Source organism: Actinomycetospora sp. (genome assembly GCF_036497245.1).
In the GTDB taxonomy this organism is placed as follows: Bacteria; Actinomycetota; Actinomycetes; order Mycobacteriales; family Pseudonocardiaceae; genus Actinomycetospora.
Window position 1 is genome coordinate 1 of the sequence record NZ_DASXJS010000244.1, and the last position, 23,842, is coordinate 23,842.

The following is a 23,842-nucleotide window of genomic DNA, read 5'->3' on the forward strand; positions in this document are numbered from 1 at the left end:
GCCTGGCGCCGAAATGGCCCATGTCGGCGTAGAGGGCCTCAGCGCCGGTGACGCAAAGGAACACGCCGCCGAGAACGGCGAAGGCGAGAGCACGGAAATTGCGGGCGTGATGGCTCCATCCCCGTAAATGAGAGCCGCCCCGAACAGGCCGAGCGCAACGATCGCCGGCCGCCTCTCACGCTTGACGCCCAGCAACGCCATCAAGGCGAGGATGCCGCCTTCGCCGTCATTGTCGACCCGCATGGCGATGGTGACGTATTTGATGGTGGTGATCGCGATTAGCGTCCACACGATCAGGGACAGGACCCCGAGCACCGTTGCCGGGCTGCCGTCGCCGGTGAGATCCAATACGGTCCTGAGTGTGTAGAGCGGGCTGGTGCCGATGTCCCCGAACACCACGCCCAGCGCCCCCAGCGCCAGGCCGGCGACGCCGGCACCCAGGGACGCCGGATGTTCGACCCCGCCCGACCGGCCCCGCGGCGTCGGACGGTCCCCTGTCGCTGCACCCGGCGTCGGTCCCGGGGGTGCTTCGGCGTCGGCCATGCTGCGCAGTCTGCTCCGGAACGGGCCGCGGCGAGATCATGGGAGGGCCGCGGCCCTCGCCGGAGACGCGTCGGCCGCGGAACCGCGGGCTCAGCCGACGTACCCCGGCCGCGCGAGCATTTCCGCGATGGCGGCGTCGATGAAGTCGGTGTCCTCGGGGTTCTTGCCGCCGCCCGCGAAGTGGCCCCACACCCCGGGGATCACCCGCACCTGGCCGTCCGGGATGAACTGCGTCGCCCACTGCTCGTCCTCGGGCGGGAAGTAGAGGTCCTTCTCGGCAGGCATCGCGAGCAGCGGGCAGCGGATCGAGCGCAGCGCCGCCTCGGTGTCCCCGTCGAAGCCGGGCGTGTTCCCGACGTCCCCGGTGTGCCACGTGCGGATCATCGCGAGCAGGTTGTTCGGGTCCCGTCCGTCGCGGAAGAACTGCTCCCAGAAGCCGTAGAGGAAGTCGTCGAACGAGGTGAACCCCAGGGTGCGCCACTCCTCGCGCCAGTAGAAGGCCTGCGAGAAGCCCCAGCCCGCATAGATCCGGGCGAAGGCGCGCAGACCCTTGACCGGCGGGGCCGTGTAGTCGCCGTCCGCGTAGGCGGCGTCGGCCACCAGCGCCGTCGCCAGCGACTCGAGAAAGACCTTGTTGTGCGGCGCGGTCACGCTCGACCCGCAGAACGGGACCGCGCGCTGCACCATCTCCGGGTGGGCGACCGCCCACTGGTAGGTCTGACCGGCTCCCATCGACCACCCGGTGACCAGCGGCAGCGTCGTGATGCCGAAGTGCTCGGTGACCAGCCGGTACTGGCAGTCCACCTGGTCGGCGAAGGTCACGAGCGGGAACCGAGCGTGGTCGTAGGGGGACGCGGCGTTCGACGGCGAGGTCGACAGGCCGTTGCCGAGCATGTTCGGCACGACGATGAACCACTCGTCGGGATTCAGCGCCTTGTCGGTGCCGATCAGCCACTCGTTGTCGGTGTGCCAGCCCGAGTACCACGTCGGGTACAGGATGGCGTTGCTCTTGTCGGCGTTGAGCGTGCCGTAGGTCTGGTACGCCAGCCGGGCGCCGCGCAGGGTCGCGCCGCTCGCCAGGGTCACGTCGCCCAGGGCGAAGTCCTGGGCGTCGGTCGGTGCAGGCATCTCGGAACCTCCCGGAGGAGCAGGCGGGTGACGAGCACACCACGCCCCCTCGGCCCCGAGAAGTGTCCGCCGCCCAATCGTTGCCGGGGACGCACACGTCGGGCCCGGTCACCAGGCATCGGGGGGAAGCTGGTGACCGGGCCCGCGGGTCCGCCGACCGGTCCCGCCCGGGTGGGTCTCCCGTCCCCCGGGCGAGGCGAGCGGACGGTCCTAGTTGGCGGCGTCGATGCCGTTGCTGCAGCTCTTGGCGTTGGCGGCGGCGTTGCCGTGACCGGCCTTGGACAGGATCGGCACCGAGCCCGCGTTGTCCTGGACCGGAACCTGGACGCCCAGCACGTTCACCGGGACGTCGTTGTTGCACAGGTCGCCGGTGGTGTTGGGGGCGAAGTCGCTGGAGTTGACGAGGCCCTTCTGAGTGGTGGAGCCCTCGTCGTGGTGACGCGAGACGCCGTGGTCACCGTGGTCGCCGCTGTCGGTGCTGTCGCCGGCCAGGGCGATGCCCGTGGTGGAGAGCAGGCCGGTGGAGATCATGGCCGTCGCGAGGACGGCCTTGCGCAGGGTCGCCATGAGCGGCGGGTCCTTTCTGAACGGGGGCCCGGCCGGCGATGATCACACCGCGCGACCGTCTTGATTACGTGTCGTAAACAGTCGACCCGGCCCGGCGGTGACGGCCTCCGTCACCCATTCATCGCAACGGGTGACATCACGGTCGATGCGCGTCCGCGGCGGCCGAGCTCAGGGACGCGAGTTCACGACGCACCGCACGGCGTCGAGCACCACCAACGGGCGCTCCGCCCCCGGCGTCCGGACCCAGACCCGGGTCAGCTGCTCGGCGACCCGGGTCAGCAGCTCGGGGCGGGACAGGCCGAGGTCGTCGGCCCGGTCGTGGATCGCGTCCACCAGATCGATCACGGCGGCGCTGAGCCCCGGCAGCAACGCGTCGAGTGCATCGGCGGCCTCGTCGACGACCAGCTCGCTCGTCGACCGATCGGCGTGAACGATCACCCGGAGAGCGTAGCGACTGCGGAGTCGGGCGGCGGTGGGGTCCGGCCGATGACACGATCGTGGACCATCATCGGGGAGCTCGGGGACTCATCAGGAAGGACGGGGTCGCGTGACGGCGGTGTCGGAGCCGGAGGCCTAGGAGTTCGCCACCGAGGACCCGGACGTCGCCTACGAGATGATCCGCTCCCGCTACTCGGACAGCACGTTCCGGATCTCCGGCCATCGGGAGCGGTTCCGGCTCCGCGTGCGCGGCACCGACACCGACCGGTTCTCGGTCGAGCGGATGCGGCAGTCGGTCGCGTTCCACACGAGCGCGGCGCCGAGCGGCGCGCTGTTCGTGGCCCGGTCGAGGGCCGGCCGGTGCGACGTGCACACCGATGAGCGGGAGGTGCGCTTCGGAGCGGGCGAGACCGTCCTGATCGATCCGCTGCGCCCGTTGCAGGTGTGCCTCGACGACGTCGACTACGACGTGGTCCGGCTCGATCTGGACGCGACGACGCGCATCGCGGCCGAACTCTCCGGCCTCTCCCCGGGAGCCGTGCGCTTCTGGCTGTCGCGGCCGGTGTCGGCGGGTCGGGAGCGGCACTGGCACGCGGCGGCCGAGCACGTCCGGCGCGACGTCCTGGGGGACGACGAGATCGCCGCCAGCCCGATCGCCCGTGCGGAGGCCTTCCGCCTGCTGGCCACCACCGTGATCCACACCTTCCCCAACACCGCGCTGGACGCGCTCGCGGACGGGACCCGCCGGGGTCCGGGGGATGCCGAGCCCGCCGTCGTGCGCCGCGCGATCGACTACATCGAGCGCCATGCGGGCGAGGCGATCGACGTCGCCGACATCGCGGCGGCCGCCGGGATCGGAGCGCGCGGGCTGCAACACAGCTTCCGCAAGCACCGCGACACCACGCCGCTGGCGCACCTGCGCGCCGTCCGGCTGGAGCGCGCACACCACGATCTGGCCGACGGCGACCCGGGCCGCGGCGACACCGTCTCCGCGATCGCCCGCCGGTGGGGCTTCACCCATCTCGGGCGGTTCACCGCTGCCTATCGCGGGCGCTTCGGACACCCACCGAGCGACACGCTGCGCGGCTGACCCCGTCGGTCTTGTCCGCACAGCGAGATCACGAGTACGTTTCACGACCGGCGGCCCTCGTGGCCCGCCCCGCCCCGCCCCCGGGCCACCGAACGGCGAGCGAGCCTCCCCCCGGCCCGCTCGACGGTGGTTCCGGGCGGCGGGGTCCGGCTCGCTCCCGGACGCCGACGAGGCCCCTGCTCCGCGCAGGACTGCGGGCGAACATATCGAGAGTTCTGATGTCGAACTGAAACAATCGCCGCTCCGGCAGGGGAGAACGCCAGGGCCGTTCGGCCACTCGCCGTGGCTGTCGAGGCGACCGGCGCAATTCTGAACAGATCTGTGCCGCGCCAGCACCGCCGAACTGCCGGGACTCGTTGACACGTCACCTGGAACGGACTTCACCCACGAGGCCCGGATCAGTTCGTCAGACGCTCCCCGCGATCGGAGACATCCTCGTGATCATTCTCGGAATCATTCTCATCGTCCTGGGTTACGTCGCGCCCGTCCCCAGCATCATCGCCACCATCGGCTGGATCCTCCTGGTGGTCGGCCTGATCCTCACGCTGCTGGGCGCGGTCGGACGGCCGGTCGGACGCAAGACCTACTTCTGATCCCGGCTCGGGGCCGTCCGTCGCAGCGGGCGGTCCCGAGTGCCGCGGCGCCGTCGTGACGCCGTCGTCATCGGGATGCGCTGGAATGGCTCCCACGGTCCGACGCGGCCACGGGAGGTGCGGGGTGGGGGTCTGGGACATCGCCGCGCTTCCGCCCCGTGAGCAGTTCGGTTACTGGCACGAGGTCATCTGCCAGGCGTTCGTCCCGCTGACGCCCCACCGGACGCTGGACGAGGAAGGTTTCTCGGCCCGGGTCGAGACCCGTCCGCTCGCCGCGCTGAGCCGCGCCCGCCTCAGCTCGCGGCCACAACGGACCGACCACGGTCCCCGCGAGGTCGCCCGCACCGACGGTGACTACTACTTCGTGAACCTCCAACTCGCGGGTCGGTGCCTCACGACGGTGCGCGGCGAGTCCTCCGTCGTCGAGCGGGGCCAGTTCGTCGTCGTCGACACCACCGAGCCCTACTTCTTCCACCTCGACCAGCCCTGGCAGATGCTCTCCTACCGACTTCCCCACGCCACGCTGACGGAGGCCCTCCGGGGACGTCGTCCCGCGCTCGGCAGGCCGGTCGACCCGACCGGGTCGGGATCCGCGGTCACCGCCCTCATGGCGGCGCTGTGGCCCCTCGCGACGACGACGCCCGGGGCGGGCGACCTCACCGAGTCCTTCGCGGCGGCGGTCGCGGCGGCGACGGCGGGTGACACGTACGCCGCCGTCGAGCCCGGCGATCCGCGGGGCGTGACGCGCGCCGCCGTCCTCGCCTACGTGGAGCGCCACCTCGGCGACCGGGACCTGACCGTGCCGGGAGTGTCCCGGAGGTTCGCGATCTCGCCGCGGACCCTGCACGCCCTGTTCGCCGACGGCGACGGGTCGTTCGCCGCGACGGTGCGCCGCCTGCGACTGGAACGGTGCGCGTCCCGGCTGGCCGATCCGACCGACCGGGCGACGGTCACCGCCGTCGCGGCCGCGCACGGGTTCGACGACCCGACGTCGTTCAGCCGCGCCTTCCGACGCCACTTCGGGGTCTCGCCGCGCGAGGTCATGGCCTGACCCGACGGCCTGCACGAACTGCCAGCTCACCGTGCACGTCCGGCCGAGACCGCCGTCGTCCTCCCGGCGATGCTCGTGGCTCCGCCCCGACCGCGGGAGTCCGTGCACCGGAGGAGCAGCCATGACCGTGTCGTTCCAGTTGAGCCCCGAGCAGGAGCAGCTCAAGGCCGCCGCCCGCGGCTTCGCGAACGAGCACCTGCGCGGGCTCGCGTCCGCCGTGCGCGCCGAGCCGGACCCGCTGACCCGGGCGCTGCTGGCACGGCCGGTGTTCGAGAAGGCGGTCGGGCTCGGCTTCCTCAAGGGCCTGATCCCCGCGGCCGTCGGAGGTGCGGCAGGCGGCGGCGTCGACGCGGCCGTCTTCATCGAGGAGTGGGCCGCGCGGAGCCCGGACTTCACCATCTCCTTCGCCGGGCCCCTCATCGCGCTCACTCCGGTGTACGAGGCAGGCACGCCCGAGCAGGTCCGGCGCTTCGTCGCACCGTTCCTCGCCGACTCGGGGGCGCCCCTCGCCGCCATGGCGTTCAGCGAACCGGCGGGCAGCGCGAACTTCGACGCCGAGGCTCCCGCGGCCGGGATCACCACGACCGCCACCCCCGACGGCGAGGACTACGTCGTCCAGGGCACGAAGGCGTGGGCGTCGCACCTGTCGGGCTGGGACGGCGACGGACCGGACCTCATGACCATCGTCTGCCGCGCGCCCGGCGGTGTCTCGCTCCTCGTGGCCGAGCGCGAGCAGCTCGCCGGGCACCTCGAGGTCGAGGAGCACTACGACCTGCCGGGGCTGCGCGGCTGCCTGACCTCGCGGGTCAGGCTCCACGAGGTCCGCGTCCCGAAGGCGAACCTGCTCGGCGCGGAGGGACAGGGCGCCGCGCTGACCCGCAACGCCTTCCTGCCCAGCGGCGCCTCGATCGGCGTCTTCGCGGTCGCCGCGATGCGCGAGGCCTTCGACGTCGCCTACCGCTTCGCCCGGACCGAGACCCGCGGGGGCGCCGGCCCGATCCTCTCCCACCAGGCGGTCTCCGACGCCCTCGCCGACGCCAAGGGCCGGATCGAGGCCGTCCGCCTGCTCGCCTGGCGCGCACTGGACGCCGTCATGGCGCAGCACCCGTCCGCGCTGGAGCTGGCCCTGCACGCCAAGGTCCTCGGCTCGGAGTCCGCGGTCGAGGTGATCAACAAGCTGGTCCAGGTCGTGGGCGTCACGGCCTACGACCGGGACTTCCCCCTCGTCGGTTTCCTCAACGAGGCCCTCGCCTACCCGATCATCGAAGGCAGCAACATCGGGGTCCGGCGCCGCCAGCTCCAGAGCCTCTTCCTCTCCCCCGGCTACGACCCCCTGGCCGCCTCCGGGATGAGCTGAGCTCCTTCAGGCGAGTTCGAGGCCCCGGGTCATGACGTCCTCGGCCACGGCCGCCAGGCGCCGACCGCGGCTGCGCGCGTGGGCCCGCAGCCTGGTGAACGCCAGGTCGGGTGTCTCGTCGTGGCTGCGGGCGAGGTAGCCCTTGGCCTGCTCGATGATGATGCGGCTCTCCAGGGCCTCCTCGAGCTGCTTGCGGACCAGCGCGTGCGTGTGCTGGGCGCGGTCGTGGACGATCGTCAGGGTCGCCACGGTGGCCAGGCACTGGGCGATGGCGAGGTCGGCCTCGGCCGGGGGCGTGACGCGGGTCCGGGCCAGGGTCAGCGCCCCGACGACCTGGTCGCGGCAGCGCATCGGGATGCCGTGCACCGAGCGGAAGCCCAGGCGTAGGGCCTGGGCCGTGAAGGCGGGCCACCGGTCCCCGTCGAGCGTGACGTCGGACGAGGACACGACCTCCGCCTGCCGGTAGCTCGCCACGCCCGGGCCGTCGTCGACGTCGTCACCGAACAGCCCGCTGGAGCGGCCGTTCCGCCCGCAGATCGCCACGGTGTCGAGCGCGCCCCGGTCGTCGACGAGCTGCACGGCGGCGGTCTCGACGTCGAGGAGGTCGACGCTGGTCGCGGCCAGGGTGTACAGCAGTTCGGGGACGTCGAGCCGGGACTCGACGCTGCCCGCGACGTCGACGATGGCCTCGACCAGGCGTTGTTCTCTGGGCAGGAGGCCCACGGTGGATCCCTACGCCGACTCGGACGCTCGTCGCCGGACTGGTTCACCGAAGGTGCTCGGTGCCGGTTCGAGCGCAGGAGGCGGCGTGGGCTGGGCCGTCGCGGGGGACTGTGCCCGCCCCACGACGTTCTGTCGACCCGGGTGGTCAGCCCGGGGGAGGCGGCCGGAGCGTCCCGATCACGGGACGATGGTCCGATCCGGGCACCCACGGCACCGTCGGGGGCCCGGCGGAGAACAGCCCCCGGAAGAAGACGTAGTCGATCTTCTCCTGGGCCGGGGCGTCCGGGGCCTCCGGATCGTTCCCGGAGGTGGGGAACCTGCCGTCGGGATCGACCTCGGCGAAACCGTCGCGCAGCGGGGCCATCGCCGCCGGATCCTGGCCCTGGGGCTCGTTGAGGTCGCCGACGACGACGGTCGGTCCGGACTCCGCGCCCGCCCGGCCCGCGAGGTCCCGGATCTGCCCGGCCTGGACGCCGGCGAGCCCGATGTGGGTGTTGTAGAGCGTGAGGGGTGCTCCGTCCGGGCCGCGCAGGGTCAGTCGCTGGTATCCGCGCTGCTCGTCGCGGTGGTCGGGCGCGTACAGAGCCGTCGTCGCCGTGGTCACCGGCAGCACGGTGAGCACGGCCAGCCCGTACGACACGACGGCGCCGTCGTGGCAGGGGCTCCGCAGCTCCGCGTTGACCGGTTCCGCGTCCTCGGCGGGGGTCGGCCGGACCGGTCCGGGCACCGCGACGTAGGGCAGCCCGTGATCCCGGCGCAGCTCCTGCGCCAGGGCGACGGCCTCCCCGGCGCAGATCTCCTGGAGGCCCACGACCGCCGGGCGCGACGCGGCGATCGTCGCGGCCCACTCCGGCGGGTCGTGGCGCGCGGTCAGCACGTTCCACGTCATGACCCGCAGGTCGGTCGGCGAGGCCGCGACCGGTGGCGGTGGGGACGGGGCGCAACCGGCACCGAGGCCCAGCACGGTGGCGACGACGAGCGCCACCGCCCCGGGAGCGCGGCGCCGACACACCGGATGCGGCACCGGCGCAGCGTACGGCCGCGTGCGCTCAGCGCGGCGACGCGAACATCGTCGTCGCAACCGTCGACGTACGAATGACGTACTGCATGGTCCGTTGACAGGACGGACCACTGACCGCACGACGCCCCAAGAACCTGGACGTCGGCCGGTGACTTCCCCGGCGACGTGCGGCACCTTGAGACGGGTCGGCCCCGACCGCCGCCCGGTACCCCCCACCAGGTGCGGCGGCCGGGGCCGACCCACCTGCGATTCGGCTCCCGGGCGGCCACCGGTTCATCACGATCTCACCGGCCGCGTCCGGTCTGCTGCGGGCGGTCACCACGCCCGCGGGCGGAGCGTTCCTCCCGATCGCGCCGATAGTGTGGTGTCGAACCGTCGGTGCAGGAGGAGTCGTGACCGTAGGGCGCACCGGCGTCGAGACCGCTTCCCGCGCGGCGGCGGTACGCGCCACGCGCATGCTGGAGACCGGTCCGGAAGAGTCGTTCGACCGGCTGTGCGCGCTGGCCGCGACGATCCTCGACGCGCCGATGACCTATCTGACCGTGGTCGACGAGGTCCGGTCCTTCCTCAAGGGCGCCCCGAACTCGGCCGCGCTGTGCGGACCGGACGGCACCTTCGAGGCGCCCGCCCGCGAGGCCGCGTGCCAGCTGGTGGTCGACAGCGGGGAGGAGGTCGTCTCGGCCGACACCGCCGCCGACCCCCGACTGCGCGACCTGGTCCAGATCAAGGCGTTCGGGGCCCGGGCCTGGCTCGGCGTGCCCGTCCTCGACCCCGACGGCTTCGTGCTGGGCAACATGTGCGCGATGGACACCCGCGTGCGGGAGTGGTCCGTGGGCGATCTCAGCGCGATGCGGACGCTCGCCGCGGCGGCGAACGACGGGATCGGGCTGCGCCTGGCTGCCCAGCACCTGCAGCACTACGCCGAGGAGACCGCCGAGCTCGCGGAGACCCTGCAGCAGTCGCTGCTGCCCGCCCACGCGCCGAGCATCCCCGGCATGACGATCGCGACCCGCTTCTCCCCCGGCGGTACCGGGGTGGACGTGCTGGGGGACTTCTACGACGTGGTCCCGCTTCCCGGGGGCGGGTTCGGGGTGGTGATCGGCGACGTCTGCGGCAAGGGCGCCGCCGCCGCCCGCACGACGGCGATGGCGCGTTCCGCGGTCCGCACGGCGGCACACTCCGAGCCCGACCCGACCGCGGTGCTCGACACGGTCAACGAGGTCCTGCTGTCGTGGTTCGGCGCCGGCCACAGCTTCGTGACGGCGCTCTTCGCCACCTTCACCCGCGCCGGGGACGGCTGGACCGTCCGGATCGCGACGGCCGGGCACCCGCCGGCGTTCGTGCGCCGTGCCGACGGCACCGTCGAGCAGCGTCCCGGCGGCGGCCGCGTCCTGGGCCTGACCGTCGAGCACCTCACCGCGACCGACACCGTGGAGCTGCGCCCCGGCGACGCCCTGGTCGTCTACACCGACGGCATCACCGAGGCGCGCGATCCCGGCGGCGTCCAGTTCGACGAGTGGGGCGTCGCCCGCGCCCTCGGCACCCCGGGGCACGACCCGCTCGATGCCGACGGCATCGCCGACACTCTCGTCGGCGCCGCCCGTCGTCACACCCGCGCCACCAACGACGACGACGCCGCCGTCGTCGTCCTGCACGTCGAACCCGCCGACCCACCGGAGGGCCGGCCGTCCTGACCCGGGGCTAGCGGAGCACGACGGCGGCGTCCGGCTCGACGGTGCGGAAGGTGAACGACTCCTCGAGGTAGAGGTGCACCGCCTCGACGTCGTGGTCGGAGTAACCGATCGCGAGGTCCTGCCCGACGTCGAGCAGGAAGTCGCCGCCGCGCTGGCTGATCACCAGGGTGTCGTCGAGCCCGGGCGCGCGGTGCACCTGGCCACCGAGGATGCGCCTGAGGTGCTCGAAGAGCGGATAGCCGCCGTGCTCGGTGGTCTCGACGATGCGCGTGTAGCCCGCGGGGGCGATGGCGAGCGCGTAGGGCCCTTCGATGCCCTCGCAGCGCAACCGGTCGACGGCACGCGCGACGGCGGCCGGGTACCGGTCGGGGTCGTCGCCGAGGGCGACCGGGTCGTAGGGCGAGATCGCGGTGATCCCGGTGATGCCCGCATCCGGCCAGCCGTGGAAGATCGCCCGGTTCTCGATCTCGGCGCGGGAGACCGTGAACGGGACCCGGAACTCGCTGAGCGGCTGGACCCGGCGCAGCCGGGAGACGGCGCTGCCCGCCGGCGCCCCCGGGGGTGGACCGTCGAGGCGCCGCGACCGGCCCAGGTCGACCGACGACGTCGCCCAGCCGGCCGTGCCGGTCCAGTCCGCGAGGCGGCGGGCGGTGAGCAGCGGGGTGAGCCGCTCACGGGCCTCGTCGTCGACGGCGGCCCAGGCGGTCGTCGGGATGGGCGCCTTGTCGCGCAGGAGGTGGTCGTGGACCGTCACGGCTGTCCCTTCAGGCTGCCGATCCCGAGACCGTCACGGGTCGGGGCCGGGGAGTCGAGCTCGCTCTCGACGGAGGCGACGTAGGCCGCGGGGTCCTTGTCGCGGTTGTCGAGACCGGCGGGGGTGGGGTGGGCGTCCAGGAACTCCTGGAACCGGACGCCCAGAGCGTCGCGCAGCCCGGTGGTGGCGTGCTGGCGGAAGTCGGCGAGGCCCTCGTTCTCCTCCTCGCCCATGTGCTCGTCGTTCGCGCGGCGGGCGGCCCAGACGCCGTCCCACCACCCGCGGCTGCCGACCGGGTTCCGCTCGGCGGTGGCGACGCCGTCGCGGATCTGGTTGTGGTCGCCGATCGCGTCGAGCGTCTCGTCCTCGGGATTCTCACCGTGCTCGAGCAGCTGCGGGTAGAAGATCTTCTCCTCGGCGAGGGCGTGGACGTCGAGCCGGGCCGCCAGCGGGGCCCAGATCGCCGACAGCTCGCGCGGATCCGACGAGGGACGGGCCTGCAGGTCGTCGAGGGCCGCGAACTGCCGCCGGAACCACGCGTGGTCCTCCATGATCAGCGTCGTGATGTCGGGCACAGCGGCCAGCCTAGTGGGATCTCGCCCGCCCGAACGGATCGCCGACATGTGGCTATACATCGACGAGTGTTACCGTGGCGCCGTGGAGCCGAACGAGAACCTGGCGTTCGACGCTCTGTCCGACCGTGTCCGCCGGCGAATCCTGGCCGTGCTCGGTGAGCACGGCGAGCTCAGCGTCGGCGAGATCTCCGGGCGCATCGACGTCGTGGGGCGCACCACGGTGTCGAGCCATCTGCGGGTGCTGCGCACCTCGGGACTGGTCCACGAACGTCGCGACGGCCGGAACCGCTTCTACTCCCTCGACGTCGACGGGGCGGTGCGGGACGCGTTCGTGTTCCTGCAGTCGATCCTGCGCCAGGGCGTCGAGGCGGTCGAGCACACCACCGGGTCCGCCTCCGAGGAGGACGGGGACCCGTCGGGGCCTGCTCGGCGGCAGGCCGCCGGGTAGGCGCTGCGGCGGCGCGCATGATGGACACCGTCACCATCGCGGCCGAGCGCACGGTGAGCCTCGCACCCCACGAGGTGTTCGCCCTGTTCGGCACGGCGCAGGGCGCGGGCTGGTTGTTCGACGCCCACTGCGACGAGGTCCGGCCCGGCGCGGTGGTGAGCCTGCGGCTGCCCCTCGACGGGCTCGGCGGTCACGCCGTCGACGTGCTGGGGACGTTGGCGCGGGTCGTCCCGGGCGCCGTGATCGACATCGAGCACACCCAGCCGTGGCGGGGACGGCTCAGCCTGCGGTTCACCCCGGGCGGCCCGCGGGAGACCCGGCTCCAGGTCCGGGCCCACGTCCCCGGCGAGGGCGTGGAGTGGCTCCTGCACCGGCGCGGGATCCCGCTGCCGGAGCCACCGGACGACGGCGCCGTCCGGCTGGGGGCGATCACGAACGCCTCGGGCTCCGGCGCGGTGTACTCGATGTCGGCGGAGCTGATGGCCGAGCTCGCCGTGGACGAGGTCAACGCCGACGGCGGCATCCGCGGGTCGGCCGTGCACCTGGTCACCGCGGACGACGCCACCGACGCCGAGCAGGCCGCGTTCGAGGCCGAACGGATGGCCCGGCTGGGATGCCGCGCGATCTTCGTCAACAGCACCTCGGCGAGCTTCGAGGCGGTGCGGCGGGCCGTGGCCGGGTGGGACGTGCTCGTGGTGCACACCGTGCTCAACGAGGGCGGCGGTCTCTCGCCCACCGCGGTCCGCTTCGGCGAGCGGCCGAACGCCCAGCTCGACGCGCTCGTCGCGCCGGCGATGGCGGCCGCGGGCGCACGGCGGTGGTTCCTGGTCGGCCAGAGCTACGTGTGGTCCTACGGCGCCCACGCCGCCGCGCAGCGTGCGATCGCCCGCGCCGGGGGCGAGGTGGCCGGTGAGGACCTCCGCCCGCTGGGCACCAGCGACTTCTCCGACACCGTCGCGCACATCGAGCGCTCCGGAGCCGACCTGATCCTGTCCAGCCTGGTCGGCGCGGACGAGGTGGCGTTCGAGCGCCAGAGCCACGCGGCGGGCCTCCGGGCGTCCACGCGCACCGTGTCGCTCGCCCTCGAGGAGGCGACGCTCGCCCACATCGGTCCGCGCGCGGGCGAGGGACTGCAGACCGCGCTGGGGTACTTCCAGGACGTCCCGGTCGCGGGCAACGCCGACCTGCTGCGGCGCTACCGCGCGGCCTACGGGGTGTGGGCACCGGCGGTCACGGCGCTCTCGGAGATCGTCTACGAGTCGATCCACCAGTACGCGCGCGTGGTCCACCTCGACCCCGACGGACCCGCGGCGGCCCACGGCCGCGCGCTGCGGGCGCAGCGGGCCGCGCGGGCCCCCGATGCGATCGGGCGCCGCGACCTGCTGCGACCGCGGCTGTACGTGGCGCAGGCCCACGGGTCCACCCTGCGGATCCTCAGCGAGGTCGGGCGCCCGCGCTGAGGAGTGTCCGCAGGCCGGGACTCAGAGCTTGGTGAGCACCCGCTCGGCCGAGGACATGTCGTGGTCGCCCAGCCCGGCCTCGACCTCGACCGACGTCACGACGCCGTCCTCGATCACCGCGCTGTAGCGCTGGGACCGCACTCCGAGCCCGAAGTCCCCGGTGTCGAGGTCCAGCCCCATCGCCGTGGTGAACGCGGCCGCGGAGTCGGCGAGCATCACGATGTCGCCGGCGTGCTGCGCCTCGGCCCAGGCCTTCATCACGAAGAAGTCGTTGACCGAGACGCAGACGACCTTCGCCACGCCCTTCCCGGTCAGCTCCGCGGCGTGCATCACGAACCCGGGCAGGTGGGCGTCGCTGCAGGTGGGGCTGAACGCGGCGGGCACCCCGAAGAGCACGACCTTCCCGCTGCCGAGCACGTCACCGGTGCGGACGTCGGTCACCTCACCCGCGGTCACCGCCTTGAGCGGCACATCAGGGATCTTCTCGCCGACGGAGATCGTCACGGCACATCCTTCCGGGAGACGTCGAGGTGTTCAGCAAACGCCGCGGCGCGCGGGATGTCGAGGGCGCCGACCGGCGCCGGGGGCGCGGCGGCCCCGTGGCGGCGCTCGAACCCGCCCAGCCGCCAGAGCAGAGCCGCACCGCCCCAGACCAGGACGAAGAACCCGACGATGACGTAACCGAGCAGCTCGAAGTCGTCCGCGATCGAGGCGAACCCGGCCAGCGCGGTCACCCCGAGATCGTCGGACAGCACCCCGGCCAGGTACACCGCGGCGATGAACCCGGCCACGGTCACCGTCGCGGCCGTCGTCGCGATGTTGTAGAAGAGCCGCCGCGCGGGACTGCGGTTCGACCAGGAGTACGCGATCGACATCAGCAGCCCGTCGGCGGTGTCGAAGGCACTCATCCCCGCGGCGAACAGCAGCGGCAGCGTCAGGGCGGCCAGCAGCGGGGCCCCGCCCGCGCTCCCGCCCGCGCCGGAGGCGGTGGAGGCCGACAGGGTCAGCAGCGTGACCTCCGAGGCGGTCTCCAGCCCGAGCCCGAACAGCAGACCCAGCGGGTACATGTGCCAGGAGTGGCGGATCAGCGTCCGGGCGCGCCCGCCCAGGATCCGGTTGACCAGGCCGCGGTTGAGCAGCTGGCGCTCCAGCTCGGCCTCGTCGAGGGTCCCCCGGCGCAGCCGGCGCCAGGAGCCGACGATGCCGGTGAGCACCATCGCGTTGAGCACCGCGACCAGGCCCAGGAACACCATCGCCACGACGGTCGACACGGTGCCGCCGACCTCACGGAAGGTGTCCACGCCGCTCGAGCTCGCCAGCCCCGCGGCCGTCGCGACGACCAGTCCGAGGATCACCACCACCGACGAGTGGCCCATCGCGAAGAAGAAGCCCACGCCCACCGGCCGGCGGCCGCGCTGGACCATCAGCCGGGTGGTGTCGTCGATCGCGGCGATGTGGTCGGCGTCGAAGGCGTGGCGGACGCCGAGCACGTAAGCCAGCACCCCGGCCCCGGCGAAGGCCCCCGCCCCGAGCGGCCCGGCGGTCAGCGACAGGTAGAGCGTCCAGCCCACCACGTGGAGCAGGCCGATCACGGCGATGATGCCGGAGAGCTGCAGGCGTTGGCTGCGCGACCAGCTCATCGACGACGCGAGAGCGCTCGAGGTCAACGGTGGTCCTCTCGGGCCGGCGGACGTGACCCCGGGACACGGCCCGCGGCGGCCGGGACCCTAAGCCCGATCGCCTTCACATGTCGATAGTCGTCGACACACGCAACACGACGTCAACGCAGTCATCAGACCGAAACACGTTGATGTGTCGGTGATCGTTGACATGTGCGGCGGAGAGTTCCTAGTGTGGCCCCGTTCACAGCCGGATGGCCGCCGTCCACGCCCCTGGAGCCCGCCTGATGCCGCTTCCCACCCCGGACCATGACGCCCTGGCCGCCGTCGCCGCCGGTTACGGCCTCGGTCTCTCCGCCGCCGAGGTCGACGAGTACGCCCCGGTGGTGGCCGGGCTGCTCGGCTCCTGGGACGTCGTCGCCGAGCTCTACGAAGCCGACGCCCCCGCCGTTCCCGAGCGGCCCTGGTCGCGTCCCGAGGCCGCCGACAACCCGTACAACGCCTGGTACGTGAGGACCTCGATCACCGAGTCGAGCACCGGCCCGCTGGCCGGGAGGACGGTGGCGGTCAAGGACAACACCGCCGTCGCCGGGGTACCGATGACGAACGGCTCGATGGCCGTCGAGGGGTTCGTCCCCAGTACCGACGCGACCATCGTGCGCCGCCTGCTCGACGCGGGCGCCACCATCGCCGGCAAGGCCGTCTGCGAGGACCTCTGCTTCTCGGGGGCGGGCATCACCGCGTCCACCGGGCACGTGGAGAACCCCTGGGACCGCACCCGTCACGCCGGGGGCTCCTCGGGGGGCAGCGGGGCACTCGTCGCGGGCGGCCTGGTCGACATGGCCACCGGTGGGGACCAGGGCGGCTCCATCCGCATTCCGGCCTCGGACTGCGGGCTGGTGGGCCACAAGCCGACCTGGGGCCTGGTGCCCTATACCGGCGCGTTCCCCATCGAGGCGACCATCGACCACGTCGGGCCGATCACCCGCACCGTCACCGACGCGGCGCTCATGCTCTCGGTCATCGCGGGCCGCGACGGGAACGACCCGCGCCAGCCCGCGGACCTCCAGGTCCAGGACTACCTCGGCGCGCTCGGGGCCGGCGCCCGGGGCCTGCGCGTCGGGGTCGTGCGCGAGGGCTTCGGGCTCGCGGGGTCCGAGCCCGAGACCGACGAGTCGGTGCGCGCCGCGGTCTCGGCGCTCGCCGACGCGGGCATGACGGTCAGCGAGGTGTCGGTGCCCTGGCACCTGCACGGGCCGCGCATCTGGGACGTCATCGCCACCGAGGGCGCCACCGCGCAGATGATCGACACCTACGGGTACGGGCTGAACTGGAAGGGGCTCTACGACCCCGAGGTGATGGACCACTACGGCCGCCGCTGGACCGAGGACGGCAGCCGCTTCCCCGAGACCGTCAACCTGGTGCTGCTCGCCGGCAAGTACGGGCTGGACACCACCCACGGCCGCCACTACGCGATGGCCCGCAACCTCGCCCCCAAGCTCGCCGCGGCCTACGACGCCGCGCTGGCCGAGGTCGACGTGCTGGTCATGCCGACCCTGCCGATGCGCGCCACGGAGCGCCCCGGCCCCGACGCCCGGCCGCCGGAGATCCTCGGCTGCGCGCTGGAGATGCTCGCGAACACCAGCCCGTTCGACGTCACCGGCCACCCCGCGTGCTCGGTGCCCGCTCCCCTCGCCGACGGCCTGCCCGTCGGGATGATGCTCGTCGGCCGCCAGTTCGACGACGCCACCGTCCTGCGTGCCGCCCACGCCTACGAGCAGGCCGTCGGGGGCTTCCCGGCCCCGGCCTCGGCCACCGCCGCCGTCTGACCAGTCCAGCACGAGCGACCCCGGAGGTTTCATGAACGGCATCCACGATCTCGGCGGGCGGGACGGCCTCGGCGCCGTCGACCCACCGCCGCCGGGCGTCGAGCCGGTGTGGAAGGCGGAGTGGGAGAAGCACGCCCACGCGATGTTCCCGCTGTGCTTCCGCGCCGGGCACTTCGGCCTCGACGAGTTCCGCTACGCCATGGAGCAGATGGATCCGGTGGAGTACCTCTCCTCGGCCTACTACGAGCACTGGCTGCACGCGGTCGAGCACTACGGCGTGCGGGCGGGCGCGCTGGACCCTGCCGAGATCGAGAAGCGCTACCAGTACTACCTCGAGCACCCCGACGCCCCGCTGCCCGACCAGCAGGACCCGGCCCTCGTCGAGTTCATCGAGGCCGTCATCCCGGCGGGCGCCACCGCCGTCCGCGACACCGGCAAGGTCGCGAAGTTCGCGGTGGGCGACCGGGTCTCCGTCGTCGCCGACGCCCCCCGCGGCCACACGCGCAAGGCCGCCTACGTCCGCGGGAAGACCGGCGTCATCGTGCTCGCCCACGGCGAGATGATCTACCCCGACGCGGCCGGGAACGGCCAGGGCGAGGCCCCGGAGCACGTCTACACGGTGCAGTTCACCAACGAGGAGCTCTGGGGCGCCGAGGCGGCCGAGCCGAACGGCTCCGTCACGTTCGACGTCTGGGAGCCCTACATCGTCCCCGCCACGAGCCAGGAGAGTGCCGCATGACCGTGCCCCACACCGTCGCCGCCGCCGCGACGCCGGAGCACCAGGCCGAGGTCGCCGCCCGCGTCAAGGCGGTCGAGTCGATCCTGATCGAGAAGGGCCTGATGTCGACCGAGGCCGTCGACCGGGTCGCCGAGATCTACGAGTACGAGGTCGGCCCGCAGCTTGGCGCCAAGGCGGTGGCGAAGGCCTGGAGCGACCCCGAGTACAAGTCACGGCTGCTCGAGAACGCCACCGCCGCGTGCGCCGAGCTCGGCATCGGCGGGCTGCAGGGCGAGGAGATGGTCGCGGTCGAGGACACCGACGACGTCCACCACGTCATCGTCTGCACGCTGTGCTCCTGCTATCCGTGGCCGGTGCTCGGGCTGCCCCCGAACTGGTACAAGCAGCCGGCCTACCGGGCGCGCATCGTCCGCGAGCCGCGCAAGGCGCTCCGCGAGGAGTTCGGCTACGACGTCCCCGACTCGACCGAGGTCCGGGTGTGGGACTCCAGCTCCGAGCTGCGCTACTGGGTGCTCCCCCAGCGTCCCGCGGGGACCGAGGGCTACACCGAGGAGCAGCTCGCCGCGCTGGTCACCCGCGAGTCCCTGATCGGTGTCGGCCCGACGAAGGCGGCCGGGTGAGCGCCCCCGCGCACCAGGGCACCGAGGTCGGCGACGCCCGCCGGCGGGTCGAGTCGTTGATCGCCGGCACGCCCGGCGGCCCGGACGGTGAGGAGCAGGCCTTCCGGGAGCCGTGGGAGCTGCGGGCGTTCCCGGTCGCCGTGGCGGCGTACCACGCCGGCCAGTACGAGTGGTCGGAGTTCCAGCTCTCGCTCATCGAGTCCATCCGGCGCTGGGAGGCCGACGGCGGCCACGAGGGCGAGGAGCCCTGGAGCTACTACGAGCACTGGCTGACCGCCCTCGAGACCGTGCTCGCCGGCAGCGGCCTGCTCTCCGAGGCCACCCTCGACGACCGCACGAAGGCCCTCCTGGCCACGCCGGAGAACGCCAACCACCACGAGGCGCACCGCGAGCCGGTCGCGATCGACCCGGCCATCGGCTGACCTCGTCCCGATCCCGCGAGCCCTCGTCCACCTGCAGGTGGGCGGGGGCTCGGGTCGTTCTCAGCCCGTGGTGAGTCCCTGGACGACGAAGCCCGCCAGCCGCTCGGCCCGCCCGAGCCACTGCGGCCCGCTCGGCAGCGTCCAGAGGCCCGCGAGCAGGGCGAGCACGTCCTCGGCGTCGTGGTCGTCGCGCAGGCTGCCGTCGCGTGCGCCCGCGGCGAGGATGCGCGCGAGCGCGTCGACGAGGACCCCGCGCACCGGCGGGTGCGAACCCTCCGGCAGCGCGTGCACCAGATCCCCCAGCGCCCGCTTCGTCCGGGCGTACTCGACGAACCGCGCGAGCCAACGCCGCAGCGCATCGGCCGCGGTGCCCTCGTCGAGGTCGACCTCGCCGAGCGCGGCGATCTCCGCGCGATAGGTCTCGGCGACGAGCTCCTCCCGGCTCGGGAAGTGCCGGTAGAGCGTCGCGATGCTGACGCCCGCGTCACGCGCGATCGCCTCGAGGGCCACGTCGGGACCGTGCTCGGTGAACAGGCGCGCGGCGCTCTCGAGAAGGGCGGCGCGGTTCGCGCGGGCGTCGGCTCGGAGGGGCACGGGAACAAGCGTAGGCGGCCTACGGTTCGGTGGTAGGGTCTAATCACAAGCGTAGGGAGCCTACGTTTCGTTCACCCCGGGAGATGTCATGACCGTGACCCCCACCGCGCCCTCCCTCGTCGAGACGCCGTTCGGCGAGTTCTCGACCGCCGACGAGGTCGCCGAGGGCATCGACCTGACCGGGCGCCGCGCCGTCGTCACCGGCGCCTCGTCCGGCATCGGCGTCGAGACCGCCCGGACGCTCGCGGGCCACGGCGCGCAGGTGACGCTCGCCGTGCGCAACACCGAGGCCGGCGAGCAGGTCGCCGCGGACATCCGCGCCGGCGCGCCCGACGCCCGCGTCGACGTCCGTCCGCTCGAGCTCGCGGATCGGGCCTCGATCGCCGCGTTCGTCGAGGGCTGGGACGGGCCGCTGGACCTGCTCGTCGACAACGCGGGCGTGATGGCGCTGCCCGAGCGGACGCTGGTCGACGGGCAGGAGATGCAGTTCGCGACGAACCACCTCGGGCACTTCGCGCTGGCCACCGGCCTGCACCGCGCGCTCGCGGCTGCCGACGGGGCCCGCGTCGTGTCGGTGTCCTCCTCGGCGCACCTGCGCTGCCCGGTGCTCTTCGACGACCTCGCGTTCTCGTTCGTGCCGTACGACCCGTTCCTCGCCTACGGCCAGTCCAAGACCGCCAACGTGCTCTTCGCCGTCGAGGCGACCCGCCGCTGGGCCGACGACGGCATCACCGTCAACGCCCTCATGCCCGGCGGCATCGCGACCGGCCTGCAGCGGTACGTGGACCTGGAGGCCCTGATGGCGGCACGTCGCGAGGCGGGGGCGTCGGAGGTGCTGAAGACGCCCCAGCAGGGCGCGGCCACCTCGGTCCTGCTCGCGGTCTCGCCGCTGCTCGAGGGCGTCGGCGGCCGATACTTCGAGGACTGCCACGAGGCGCCCGTCATCGGGGAACGCGCGGAGTCCGACGGCCGCCACGGCGTGGCCCCGTTCGCGCTGGACCCGGAGAACGCGGCCCGGCTGTGGACGGTCTCCGAGGGGCTGCTCCCGACTACCCGATGACGAGCTCCGAGAGGCCGACCGGGCGGAGGCCGCGCGCGTCCGTCAGGGTCAGCAGGGACCGGACCGTGGCGTTGACCGACCTCCGCTCGGGGGTCCCCTCGTGCAGGACCAGGATGGAGCCCCTCCCGGTCGCCCGGGCGAGCCGGGACCCGGTCCCGGCGTCGCCGGCGCCGTGGTCGCGGACGGCGACCGCGCTGCCCAGCACGCACCGGAGATCGCGGCTCGCGACCTCGCGCAGCATCGTCCGGTCGGTCCACCCCGAGCCCGGCCGGAACCACCGGGTGCCGCCGTGTCGCGCGAGCACCCGTTGCGCGGCATCGAGCCTCGCGACGAAGTCGGCCGGGTCGAGGTCGGCACTGGGCTCGTCGTCCCAGGTGTGGTTCCCGAGCTCGTGACCCTCGCTCACGATGCGGTGGGTGAGGTCCTCGTCCTGCTCGGCCCTGCTCCCGAGGACGAAGAACGTCGCGCGGGCGCCGTGCTCCGCCAGGGCGTCGAGGAGGCCGGGGGTGGTGTGCACGCTGGGTCCGTCGTCGAAGGTCAGGGCGAAGAGCGGAGCGCTGGTCCGGCACCGGAACAGAACGTCACCGTCGACGATCGTCGCGGCCGTGCGCGCCATCCTTGCGACGGCTCCGCTCACCGGCCGTCCACGGCCAGGTCCAGCTCGACGACCGTTCCCGGCACATCGCGCTGCCGACCCACCCAGACGCGCACGTGCGGGTCCTCCGCCACGTTGCGGTACCAGTCGGAGGTCTCGCCCATCCCGGCGTCGTACAGCCGGATCGGAGCACGCGCCACCGTTCGCGCCGCCCTCGCCCCCGTCACCACGACCCGACGCTATCGGCCGGGGCCGTACTCGGTGGTTGCAGAACGATACCGGCACCCGCTACGTTCCTCACCAGTTGCAGATCGCAACCAGTAGACCGGGGAGCAGCCGTGGGGATCACGACCAGTCACATGTCCGTCTCGCTCGACGGCTTCGTCGCGGGCCTGGACCAGAGCCGGGACCAGCCGCTCGGGGTCGGCGGCATCCGGCTGCACGACTGGCACTTCCACCCCGGCGACCCGGCGTACGAAGCGAGCGAGCCCGTGCGCGACCACCTGCTGCGCCCGGTCGGGGCCTACATCATGGGCCGCAACATGTTCGGCCCGGTCCGCGGCGAGTGGGACGAGGACTGGCGGGGCTGGTGGGGGGAGGAGCCGCCGTACCACGCCCCGGTCTTCGTGCTCACCCACTACGCGCACGAGCCGATCGAGATGAAGGGCGGGACGACGTTCCACTTCGTCACCGACGGGTTCGTGGCGGCCCACGAGCAGGCGCGGGCCGTCGCGGGTGACGGCGACGTCGACATCGCCGGCGGGGCGTCGGCGGTGCGGCAGGGCTTCCGGGCAGGCCTGCTCGACGAGCTGATGCTCGACATCGTGCCGGTGCTGCTCGGCGCCGGTGAACGCCTGCTCGAGGACGTGGGCGACCCGGTCCTCACGCCGGTGGAGGTCGTCGACTCGCCGCACGCGACGCACGTGCGCTACCGCGTGGGCGGCTGACACTGACGCCGGGTCGTCGACCACCGGTGCCCGGCGAACAAACTCCCGGGCCGAGGATTTCGTCGGAAGCCGCCACCGAACGCGTCGCCCATCCTCGACGCCGCCATCATTCGGTGGACGCCGTCGGACTCCGCCCGCAGCCCGATCTCGGAGAGCTGATCGAACGCCGGCATCCCGGTGAACGTCGGGTTCGGGGCGTTGGCGACCTCGCCGAGCATCGTTCCCCTCTGCCCCGGGCAGACCTCTAGTAAGTGCCGGTAGCGGTTGATCTGGGCTCGGTCATCGGGGTGCTCCTTGGTGTTGGTTCGGGTTCGGGTCGGGCCATCACTATCGGGAGGCAGCGGTGTCTGGAGGCGGGAAGCTCACTCGTGGTGACCGTCGGCGCAACGAGCGGTTGGGTCGGTTGCGGTCGATCGTGCGCCGGGACTTCGCGGTGCTGGGGGTCGATCTGGCCTCGGGCAAGCAGGCGGCGGCGCTGTGTGATCACGACTCTCGGGTCCTGGCCCGAAGGATGTTCACCGGGGATGCCTGGATCATCGAGGACATCCTCGAGTGGGCGACTCCGATCGCGGCCCAGGCCGGCTTCGCCGGAATCGTGCTGGGCTGCGAGCCGACCGGGCATCGCTGGAAGCCGCTGCTGGATCGGGCCCGGGCCCGCGGCATCGAGCTGGTCTGCGTCAACCCGATGCTGGTCAACCGCGGCCGCGAGGAAGAGGACTTCACCCGCGACCGCTCGGACTTCAAGGACGCCACGATCATCGCCAAACGGATCGCCGAGCTGCGCTGTTATGTGCCCTATCAGCTCGAGGGGCACTGGTCTCGGCTGCGCCATCTCGCCGCTCGCCGCGACGACCAGCTCGTCACCGCCACCGCGGCCCGCCAGTGCGTGCGTGACCTGCTCGAATGCGCCTGGCCGGCGGTGCTGCGCGCCGCGGTCGAGCCGATGGAGGCGCTGAGCTGGCGAGCGGCGATGAGCGTATCGACCGACCCGGGCGTGATCGCCGGGATGAGCTACGAGGCCTTCGCCGACGCGGTCGCCGCCGAGTTGGGCCGGTGGGGCGGCACCCGGCGCAATCACCGCGTCCTGCGCGCGATCCACGCCGCCGCCGCCGACCCGGGGGGCATTCCCGCCGAACGCGCCGCCGCCTGCGAGCGAGCCGGGTTCATGGTGGACGACTGGCAGCGCGCCCTCGGCGAGATCGAGCGCGTCGAGACCCGGATGCTGACCTGCCTCGACGCCCTGGAACTGACCGAGCTCGCCGCCTCGATCCCCGGAGTTTCCCCGGTCGGGGTCGCAGCGATCCTGGCCCAGACCGGCGACCCCGCCCGCTACGACAGCGCCCGCACCTGGGTCAAGCACGCCGGGCTCTGCCCACGCGACAACGAGTCCGGGACCTTCGCCGGCACCACCACCATCTCCCGGCGCGGACGGCCCGCGCTGCGCACCGCGGCCTGGCGTGCGGTCTGGGGCGCGCTGCGCCACAACCGGGTCTATCGGGCCCGCTACGAACACCTCACCGGCCGCAGCCACCACCCGCTGCGCGACGGCCAGGCCCGCGCCGCGATCGCCGCCGCACTGCTGCGCCAACTGTTCATCGTGATCACCCGACGGGTCGCCTGGGACCCCGACATCGCCTCCGGACACGCCCCCCAGCTGTCCACGAACCCGCTGGTGGCGCCGATGGCCGCATGAGGCGACGATGACATCGGGCGGGGCGAACCCCACTCGCCCTTGGGTAGAACCCGCACCTGAGCAGGGGCGCCCCGCCCACCCTGCACCCGAGCTCGCATGAGGGCTGTTGGGCCGAACCCGGTTGCCCGCTAGGTCGAGCACGCAGAGTGGGCGGCAGCACCCGCCACCACGACGTCGATCACCGCCACCCACAACATCAACCCGCTCACGCAGGCGGGGCGATGCCGCACGCCCACCGCCCGAAACACCCCACCTTGACTTCGCCCTCATAGGTTGCTCAGG

Annotated in this window: 27 protein-coding genes and 1 pseudogene; 14 read left to right on the forward strand and 14 right to left on the reverse strand. The window is 72.9% G+C overall.

Features of this window, described 5'->3' with window-relative positions; genetic code table 11:
• The 5 genes and pseudogenes from VGI02_RS29190 to VGI02_RS25530 all read right to left on the reverse strand — a co-directional run.
• Positions 1 to 64: KUP/HAK/KT family potassium transporter (locus tag VGI02_RS29190; RefSeq protein ID WP_331632283.1), on the reverse strand; the 64-nt coding region annotated here is incomplete at its 3' end.
• 32 nt (positions 65 to 96) lie between these two features.
• Positions 97 to 543, reverse strand: a pseudogene (locus tag VGI02_RS25515) (KUP/HAK/KT family potassium transporter); the annotation flags it as partial.
• Positions 544 to 633: 90 nt separating this feature from the next.
• A complete protein-coding gene (locus tag VGI02_RS25520; protein ID WP_331632229.1) occupies positions 634 to 1,671 on the reverse strand; it encodes an alpha/beta fold hydrolase in 1,038 nt (345 codons plus the stop codon).
• A 210-nt stretch (positions 1,672 to 1,881) separates the two neighbouring features.
• Positions 1,882 to 2,238 (reverse strand): hypothetical protein, encoded by a 357-nt coding sequence (locus tag VGI02_RS25525; RefSeq protein WP_331632231.1) that lies wholly within the window; start codon positions 2,236 to 2,238, stop codon positions 1,882 to 1,884.
• A 168-nt stretch (positions 2,239 to 2,406) separates the two neighbouring features.
• Positions 2,407 to 2,676: a hypothetical protein gene (locus VGI02_RS25530; RefSeq protein ID WP_331632233.1), complete on the reverse strand. Its 270-nt coding sequence runs from the start codon at positions 2,674 to 2,676 to the stop codon at positions 2,407 to 2,409.
• Between the two features lie 175 nt (positions 2,677 to 2,851).
• Between VGI02_RS25530 and VGI02_RS25535 the strand changes: the two genes are divergently transcribed.
• From VGI02_RS25535 to VGI02_RS25550, 4 genes are all read left to right on the forward strand, one after another.
• On the forward strand, positions 2,852 to 3,766 hold the full coding sequence (locus tag VGI02_RS25535) for a helix-turn-helix domain-containing protein (protein WP_331632235.1): 915 nt from the start codon (positions 2,852 to 2,854) through the stop codon (positions 3,764 to 3,766).
• Between the two features lie 437 nt (positions 3,767 to 4,203).
• Positions 4,204 to 4,359, forward strand: a complete 156-nt coding sequence (locus VGI02_RS25540) for a DUF6131 family protein (protein ID WP_331632237.1) — start codon at positions 4,204 to 4,206, stop codon at positions 4,357 to 4,359.
• Positions 4,360 to 4,483: 124 nt separating this feature from the next.
• Entirely contained in the window at positions 4,484 to 5,410 is a 927-nt protein-coding gene (locus VGI02_RS25545) for a helix-turn-helix domain-containing protein (protein ID WP_331632239.1), read from the forward strand.
• A 121-nt stretch (positions 5,411 to 5,531) separates the two neighbouring features.
• A complete protein-coding gene (locus VGI02_RS25550) occupies positions 5,532 to 6,767 on the forward strand; it encodes an acyl-CoA dehydrogenase family protein (RefSeq protein WP_331632241.1) in 1,236 nt (411 codons plus the stop codon).
• Positions 6,768 to 6,773: 6 nt separating this feature from the next.
• On the opposite strand, the gene VGI02_RS25555 is transcribed toward VGI02_RS25550, so the two are convergent.
• Together VGI02_RS25555 and VGI02_RS25560 are read right to left on the reverse strand one after the other, a co-directional pair.
• Positions 6,774 to 7,490: an ANTAR domain-containing protein gene (locus VGI02_RS25555; protein WP_331632243.1), complete on the reverse strand. Its 717-nt coding sequence runs from the start codon at positions 7,488 to 7,490 to the stop codon at positions 6,774 to 6,776.
• Positions 7,491 to 7,635: 145 nt separating this feature from the next.
• Positions 7,636 to 8,514, reverse strand: a complete 879-nt coding sequence (locus tag VGI02_RS25560; RefSeq protein WP_331632245.1) for an endonuclease/exonuclease/phosphatase family protein — start codon at positions 8,512 to 8,514, stop codon at positions 7,636 to 7,638.
• Between the two features lie 389 nt (positions 8,515 to 8,903).
• On the opposite strand from VGI02_RS25560, the gene VGI02_RS25565 reads away from it, so the two are divergent.
• Positions 8,904 to 10,205 (forward strand): PP2C family protein-serine/threonine phosphatase, encoded by a 1,302-nt coding sequence (locus VGI02_RS25565; protein WP_331632248.1) that lies wholly within the window; start codon positions 8,904 to 8,906, stop codon positions 10,203 to 10,205.
• A gap of 7 nt (positions 10,206 to 10,212) precedes the next feature.
• On the opposite strand, the gene VGI02_RS25570 is transcribed toward VGI02_RS25565, so the two are convergent.
• Together VGI02_RS25570 and VGI02_RS25575 are read right to left on the reverse strand one after the other, a co-directional pair.
• Complete coding sequence (locus VGI02_RS25570; protein WP_331632250.1) at positions 10,213 to 10,959, reverse strand: family 1 encapsulin nanocompartment shell protein; 747 nt, start codon at positions 10,957 to 10,959, stop codon at positions 10,213 to 10,215.
• Positions 10,956 to 11,534: a hemerythrin domain-containing protein gene (locus VGI02_RS25575; protein ID WP_331632252.1), complete on the reverse strand. Its 579-nt coding sequence runs from the start codon at positions 11,532 to 11,534 to the stop codon at positions 10,956 to 10,958. Before VGI02_RS25575 ends, VGI02_RS25570 begins: the two co-directional genes overlap by 4 nt.
• Positions 11,535 to 11,616: 82 nt before the next feature.
• Here VGI02_RS25575 and VGI02_RS25580 point away from each other — a divergent pair, with 82 nt between their 5' ends.
• Together VGI02_RS25580 and VGI02_RS25585 are read left to right on the forward strand one after the other, a co-directional pair.
• Positions 11,617 to 11,982, forward strand: a complete 366-nt coding sequence (locus VGI02_RS25580; protein WP_331632254.1) for an ArsR/SmtB family transcription factor — start codon at positions 11,617 to 11,619, stop codon at positions 11,980 to 11,982.
• Between the two features lie 17 nt (positions 11,983 to 11,999).
• Positions 12,000 to 13,442 carry an ABC transporter substrate-binding protein gene (locus tag VGI02_RS25585; protein WP_331632256.1) on the forward strand — a complete coding sequence of 481 codons (1,443 nt, stop codon included), beginning with the start codon at positions 12,000 to 12,002 and terminating at the stop codon, positions 13,440 to 13,442.
• Positions 13,443 to 13,463: 21 nt separating this feature from the next.
• Here the strand turns inward: VGI02_RS25585 and VGI02_RS25590 are convergent, their stop codons facing one another.
• Together VGI02_RS25590 and VGI02_RS25595 are read right to left on the reverse strand one after the other, a co-directional pair.
• Positions 13,464 to 13,946: a peroxiredoxin gene (locus VGI02_RS25590; RefSeq protein ID WP_331632258.1), complete on the reverse strand. Its 483-nt coding sequence runs from the start codon at positions 13,944 to 13,946 to the stop codon at positions 13,464 to 13,466.
• Positions 13,943 to 15,109, reverse strand: coding sequence for a HoxN/HupN/NixA family nickel/cobalt transporter (locus tag VGI02_RS25595; protein ID WP_331632260.1), 1,167 nt, complete (start codon positions 15,107 to 15,109; stop codon positions 13,943 to 13,945). Before VGI02_RS25595 ends, VGI02_RS25590 begins: the two co-directional genes overlap by 4 nt.
• A gap of 239 nt (positions 15,110 to 15,348) precedes the next feature.
• On the opposite strand from VGI02_RS25595, the gene VGI02_RS25600 reads away from it, so the two are divergent.
• From VGI02_RS25600 to VGI02_RS25615, 4 genes are read left to right on the forward strand one after another with little or no spacing between them, the layout of a single operon-like run.
• A complete protein-coding gene (locus VGI02_RS25600) occupies positions 15,349 to 16,890 on the forward strand; it encodes an amidase (RefSeq protein WP_331632262.1) in 1,542 nt (513 codons plus the stop codon).
• Positions 16,891 to 16,921: 31 nt separating this feature from the next.
• Positions 16,922 to 17,629: a nitrile hydratase subunit beta gene (nthB, locus tag VGI02_RS25605; protein WP_331632264.1), complete on the forward strand. Its 708-nt coding sequence runs from the start codon at positions 16,922 to 16,924 to the stop codon at positions 17,627 to 17,629.
• Entirely contained in the window at positions 17,626 to 18,249 is a 624-nt protein-coding gene (gene nthA, locus VGI02_RS25610; protein ID WP_331632266.1) for a nitrile hydratase subunit alpha, read from the forward strand. The genes nthB and nthA overlap by 4 nt, the downstream gene beginning before the upstream one ends.
• Positions 18,246 to 18,671, forward strand: a complete 426-nt coding sequence (locus VGI02_RS25615) for a nitrile hydratase accessory protein (RefSeq protein ID WP_331632268.1) — start codon at positions 18,246 to 18,248, stop codon at positions 18,669 to 18,671. The genes nthA and VGI02_RS25615 overlap by 4 nt, the downstream gene beginning before the upstream one ends.
• Positions 18,672 to 18,731: 60 nt before the next feature.
• On the opposite strand, the gene VGI02_RS25620 is transcribed toward VGI02_RS25615, so the two are convergent.
• A complete protein-coding gene (locus VGI02_RS25620; RefSeq protein ID WP_331632270.1) occupies positions 18,732 to 19,265 on the reverse strand; it encodes a TetR/AcrR family transcriptional regulator in 534 nt (177 codons plus the stop codon).
• A gap of 88 nt (positions 19,266 to 19,353) precedes the next feature.
• Here VGI02_RS25620 and VGI02_RS25625 point away from each other — a divergent pair, with 88 nt between their 5' ends.
• On the forward strand, positions 19,354 to 20,325 hold the full coding sequence (locus tag VGI02_RS25625) for an SDR family NAD(P)-dependent oxidoreductase (protein WP_331632272.1): 972 nt from the start codon (positions 19,354 to 19,356) through the stop codon (positions 20,323 to 20,325).
• Here the strand turns inward: VGI02_RS25625 and VGI02_RS25630 are convergent.
• On the reverse strand, positions 20,315 to 20,941 hold the full coding sequence (locus VGI02_RS25630) for a polysaccharide deacetylase family protein (RefSeq protein ID WP_331632274.1): 627 nt from the start codon (positions 20,939 to 20,941) through the stop codon (positions 20,315 to 20,317). The genes VGI02_RS25625 and VGI02_RS25630 overlap by 11 nt on opposite strands.
• 17 nt (positions 20,942 to 20,958) lie before the next feature.
• A complete protein-coding gene (locus tag VGI02_RS25635; RefSeq protein ID WP_331632277.1) occupies positions 20,959 to 21,084 on the reverse strand; it encodes a hypothetical protein in 126 nt (41 codons plus the stop codon).
• Between the two features lie 195 nt (positions 21,085 to 21,279).
• Here VGI02_RS25635 and VGI02_RS25640 point away from each other — a divergent pair, with 195 nt between their 5' ends.
• Together VGI02_RS25640 and VGI02_RS25645 are read left to right on the forward strand one after the other, a co-directional pair.
• Positions 21,280 to 21,867: a dihydrofolate reductase family protein gene (locus tag VGI02_RS25640; protein WP_331632279.1), complete on the forward strand. Its 588-nt coding sequence runs from the start codon at positions 21,280 to 21,282 to the stop codon at positions 21,865 to 21,867.
• A gap of 343 nt (positions 21,868 to 22,210) precedes the next feature.
• A complete protein-coding gene (locus VGI02_RS25645) occupies positions 22,211 to 23,560 on the forward strand; it encodes a transposase (protein ID WP_331632281.1) in 1,350 nt (449 codons plus the stop codon).
• Positions 23,561 to 23,842 lie beyond the last annotated feature (282 nt).

Excerpts from the sequence above, each read along its gene's own strand:
- VGI02_RS25520 (WP_331632229.1), bottom strand. The coding sequence starts at position 1,671 with ATGCCTGCACCGACCGACGCCCAGGACTTCGCCCTGGGCGACGTGACC.
- VGI02_RS25525 (WP_331632231.1), bottom strand. The coding sequence starts at position 2,238 with ATGGCGACCCTGCGCAAGGCCGTCCTCGCGACGGCCATGATCTCCACC.
- VGI02_RS25535 (WP_331632235.1), top strand. The coding sequence starts at position 2,852 with ATGATCCGCTCCCGCTACTCGGACAGCACGTTCCGGATCTCCGGCCAT.
- VGI02_RS25550 (WP_331632241.1), top strand. The coding sequence starts at position 5,532 with ATGACCGTGTCGTTCCAGTTGAGCCCCGAGCAGGAGCAGCTCAAGGCC.
- VGI02_RS25585 (WP_331632256.1), top strand. The coding sequence starts at position 12,000 with ATGATGGACACCGTCACCATCGCGGCCGAGCGCACGGTGAGCCTCGCA.
- VGI02_RS25600 (WP_331632262.1), top strand. The coding sequence starts at position 15,349 with ATGCCGCTTCCCACCCCGGACCATGACGCCCTGGCCGCCGTCGCCGCC.
- nthB (WP_331632264.1), top strand. The coding sequence starts at position 16,922 with ATGAACGGCATCCACGATCTCGGCGGGCGGGACGGCCTCGGCGCCGTC.
- nthA (WP_331632266.1), top strand. The coding sequence starts at position 17,626 with ATGACCGTGCCCCACACCGTCGCCGCCGCCGCGACGCCGGAGCACCAG.
- VGI02_RS25625 (WP_331632272.1), top strand. The coding sequence starts at position 19,354 with ATGACCGTGACCCCCACCGCGCCCTCCCTCGTCGAGACGCCGTTCGGC.
- VGI02_RS25630 (WP_331632274.1), bottom strand. The coding sequence starts at position 20,941 with ATGGCGCGCACGGCCGCGACGATCGTCGACGGTGACGTTCTGTTCCGG.
- VGI02_RS25635 (WP_331632277.1), bottom strand. The coding sequence starts at position 21,084 with ATGGGCGAGACCTCCGACTGGTACCGCAACGTGGCGGAGGACCCGCAC.
- VGI02_RS25640 (WP_331632279.1), top strand. The coding sequence starts at position 21,280 with ATGTCCGTCTCGCTCGACGGCTTCGTCGCGGGCCTGGACCAGAGCCGG.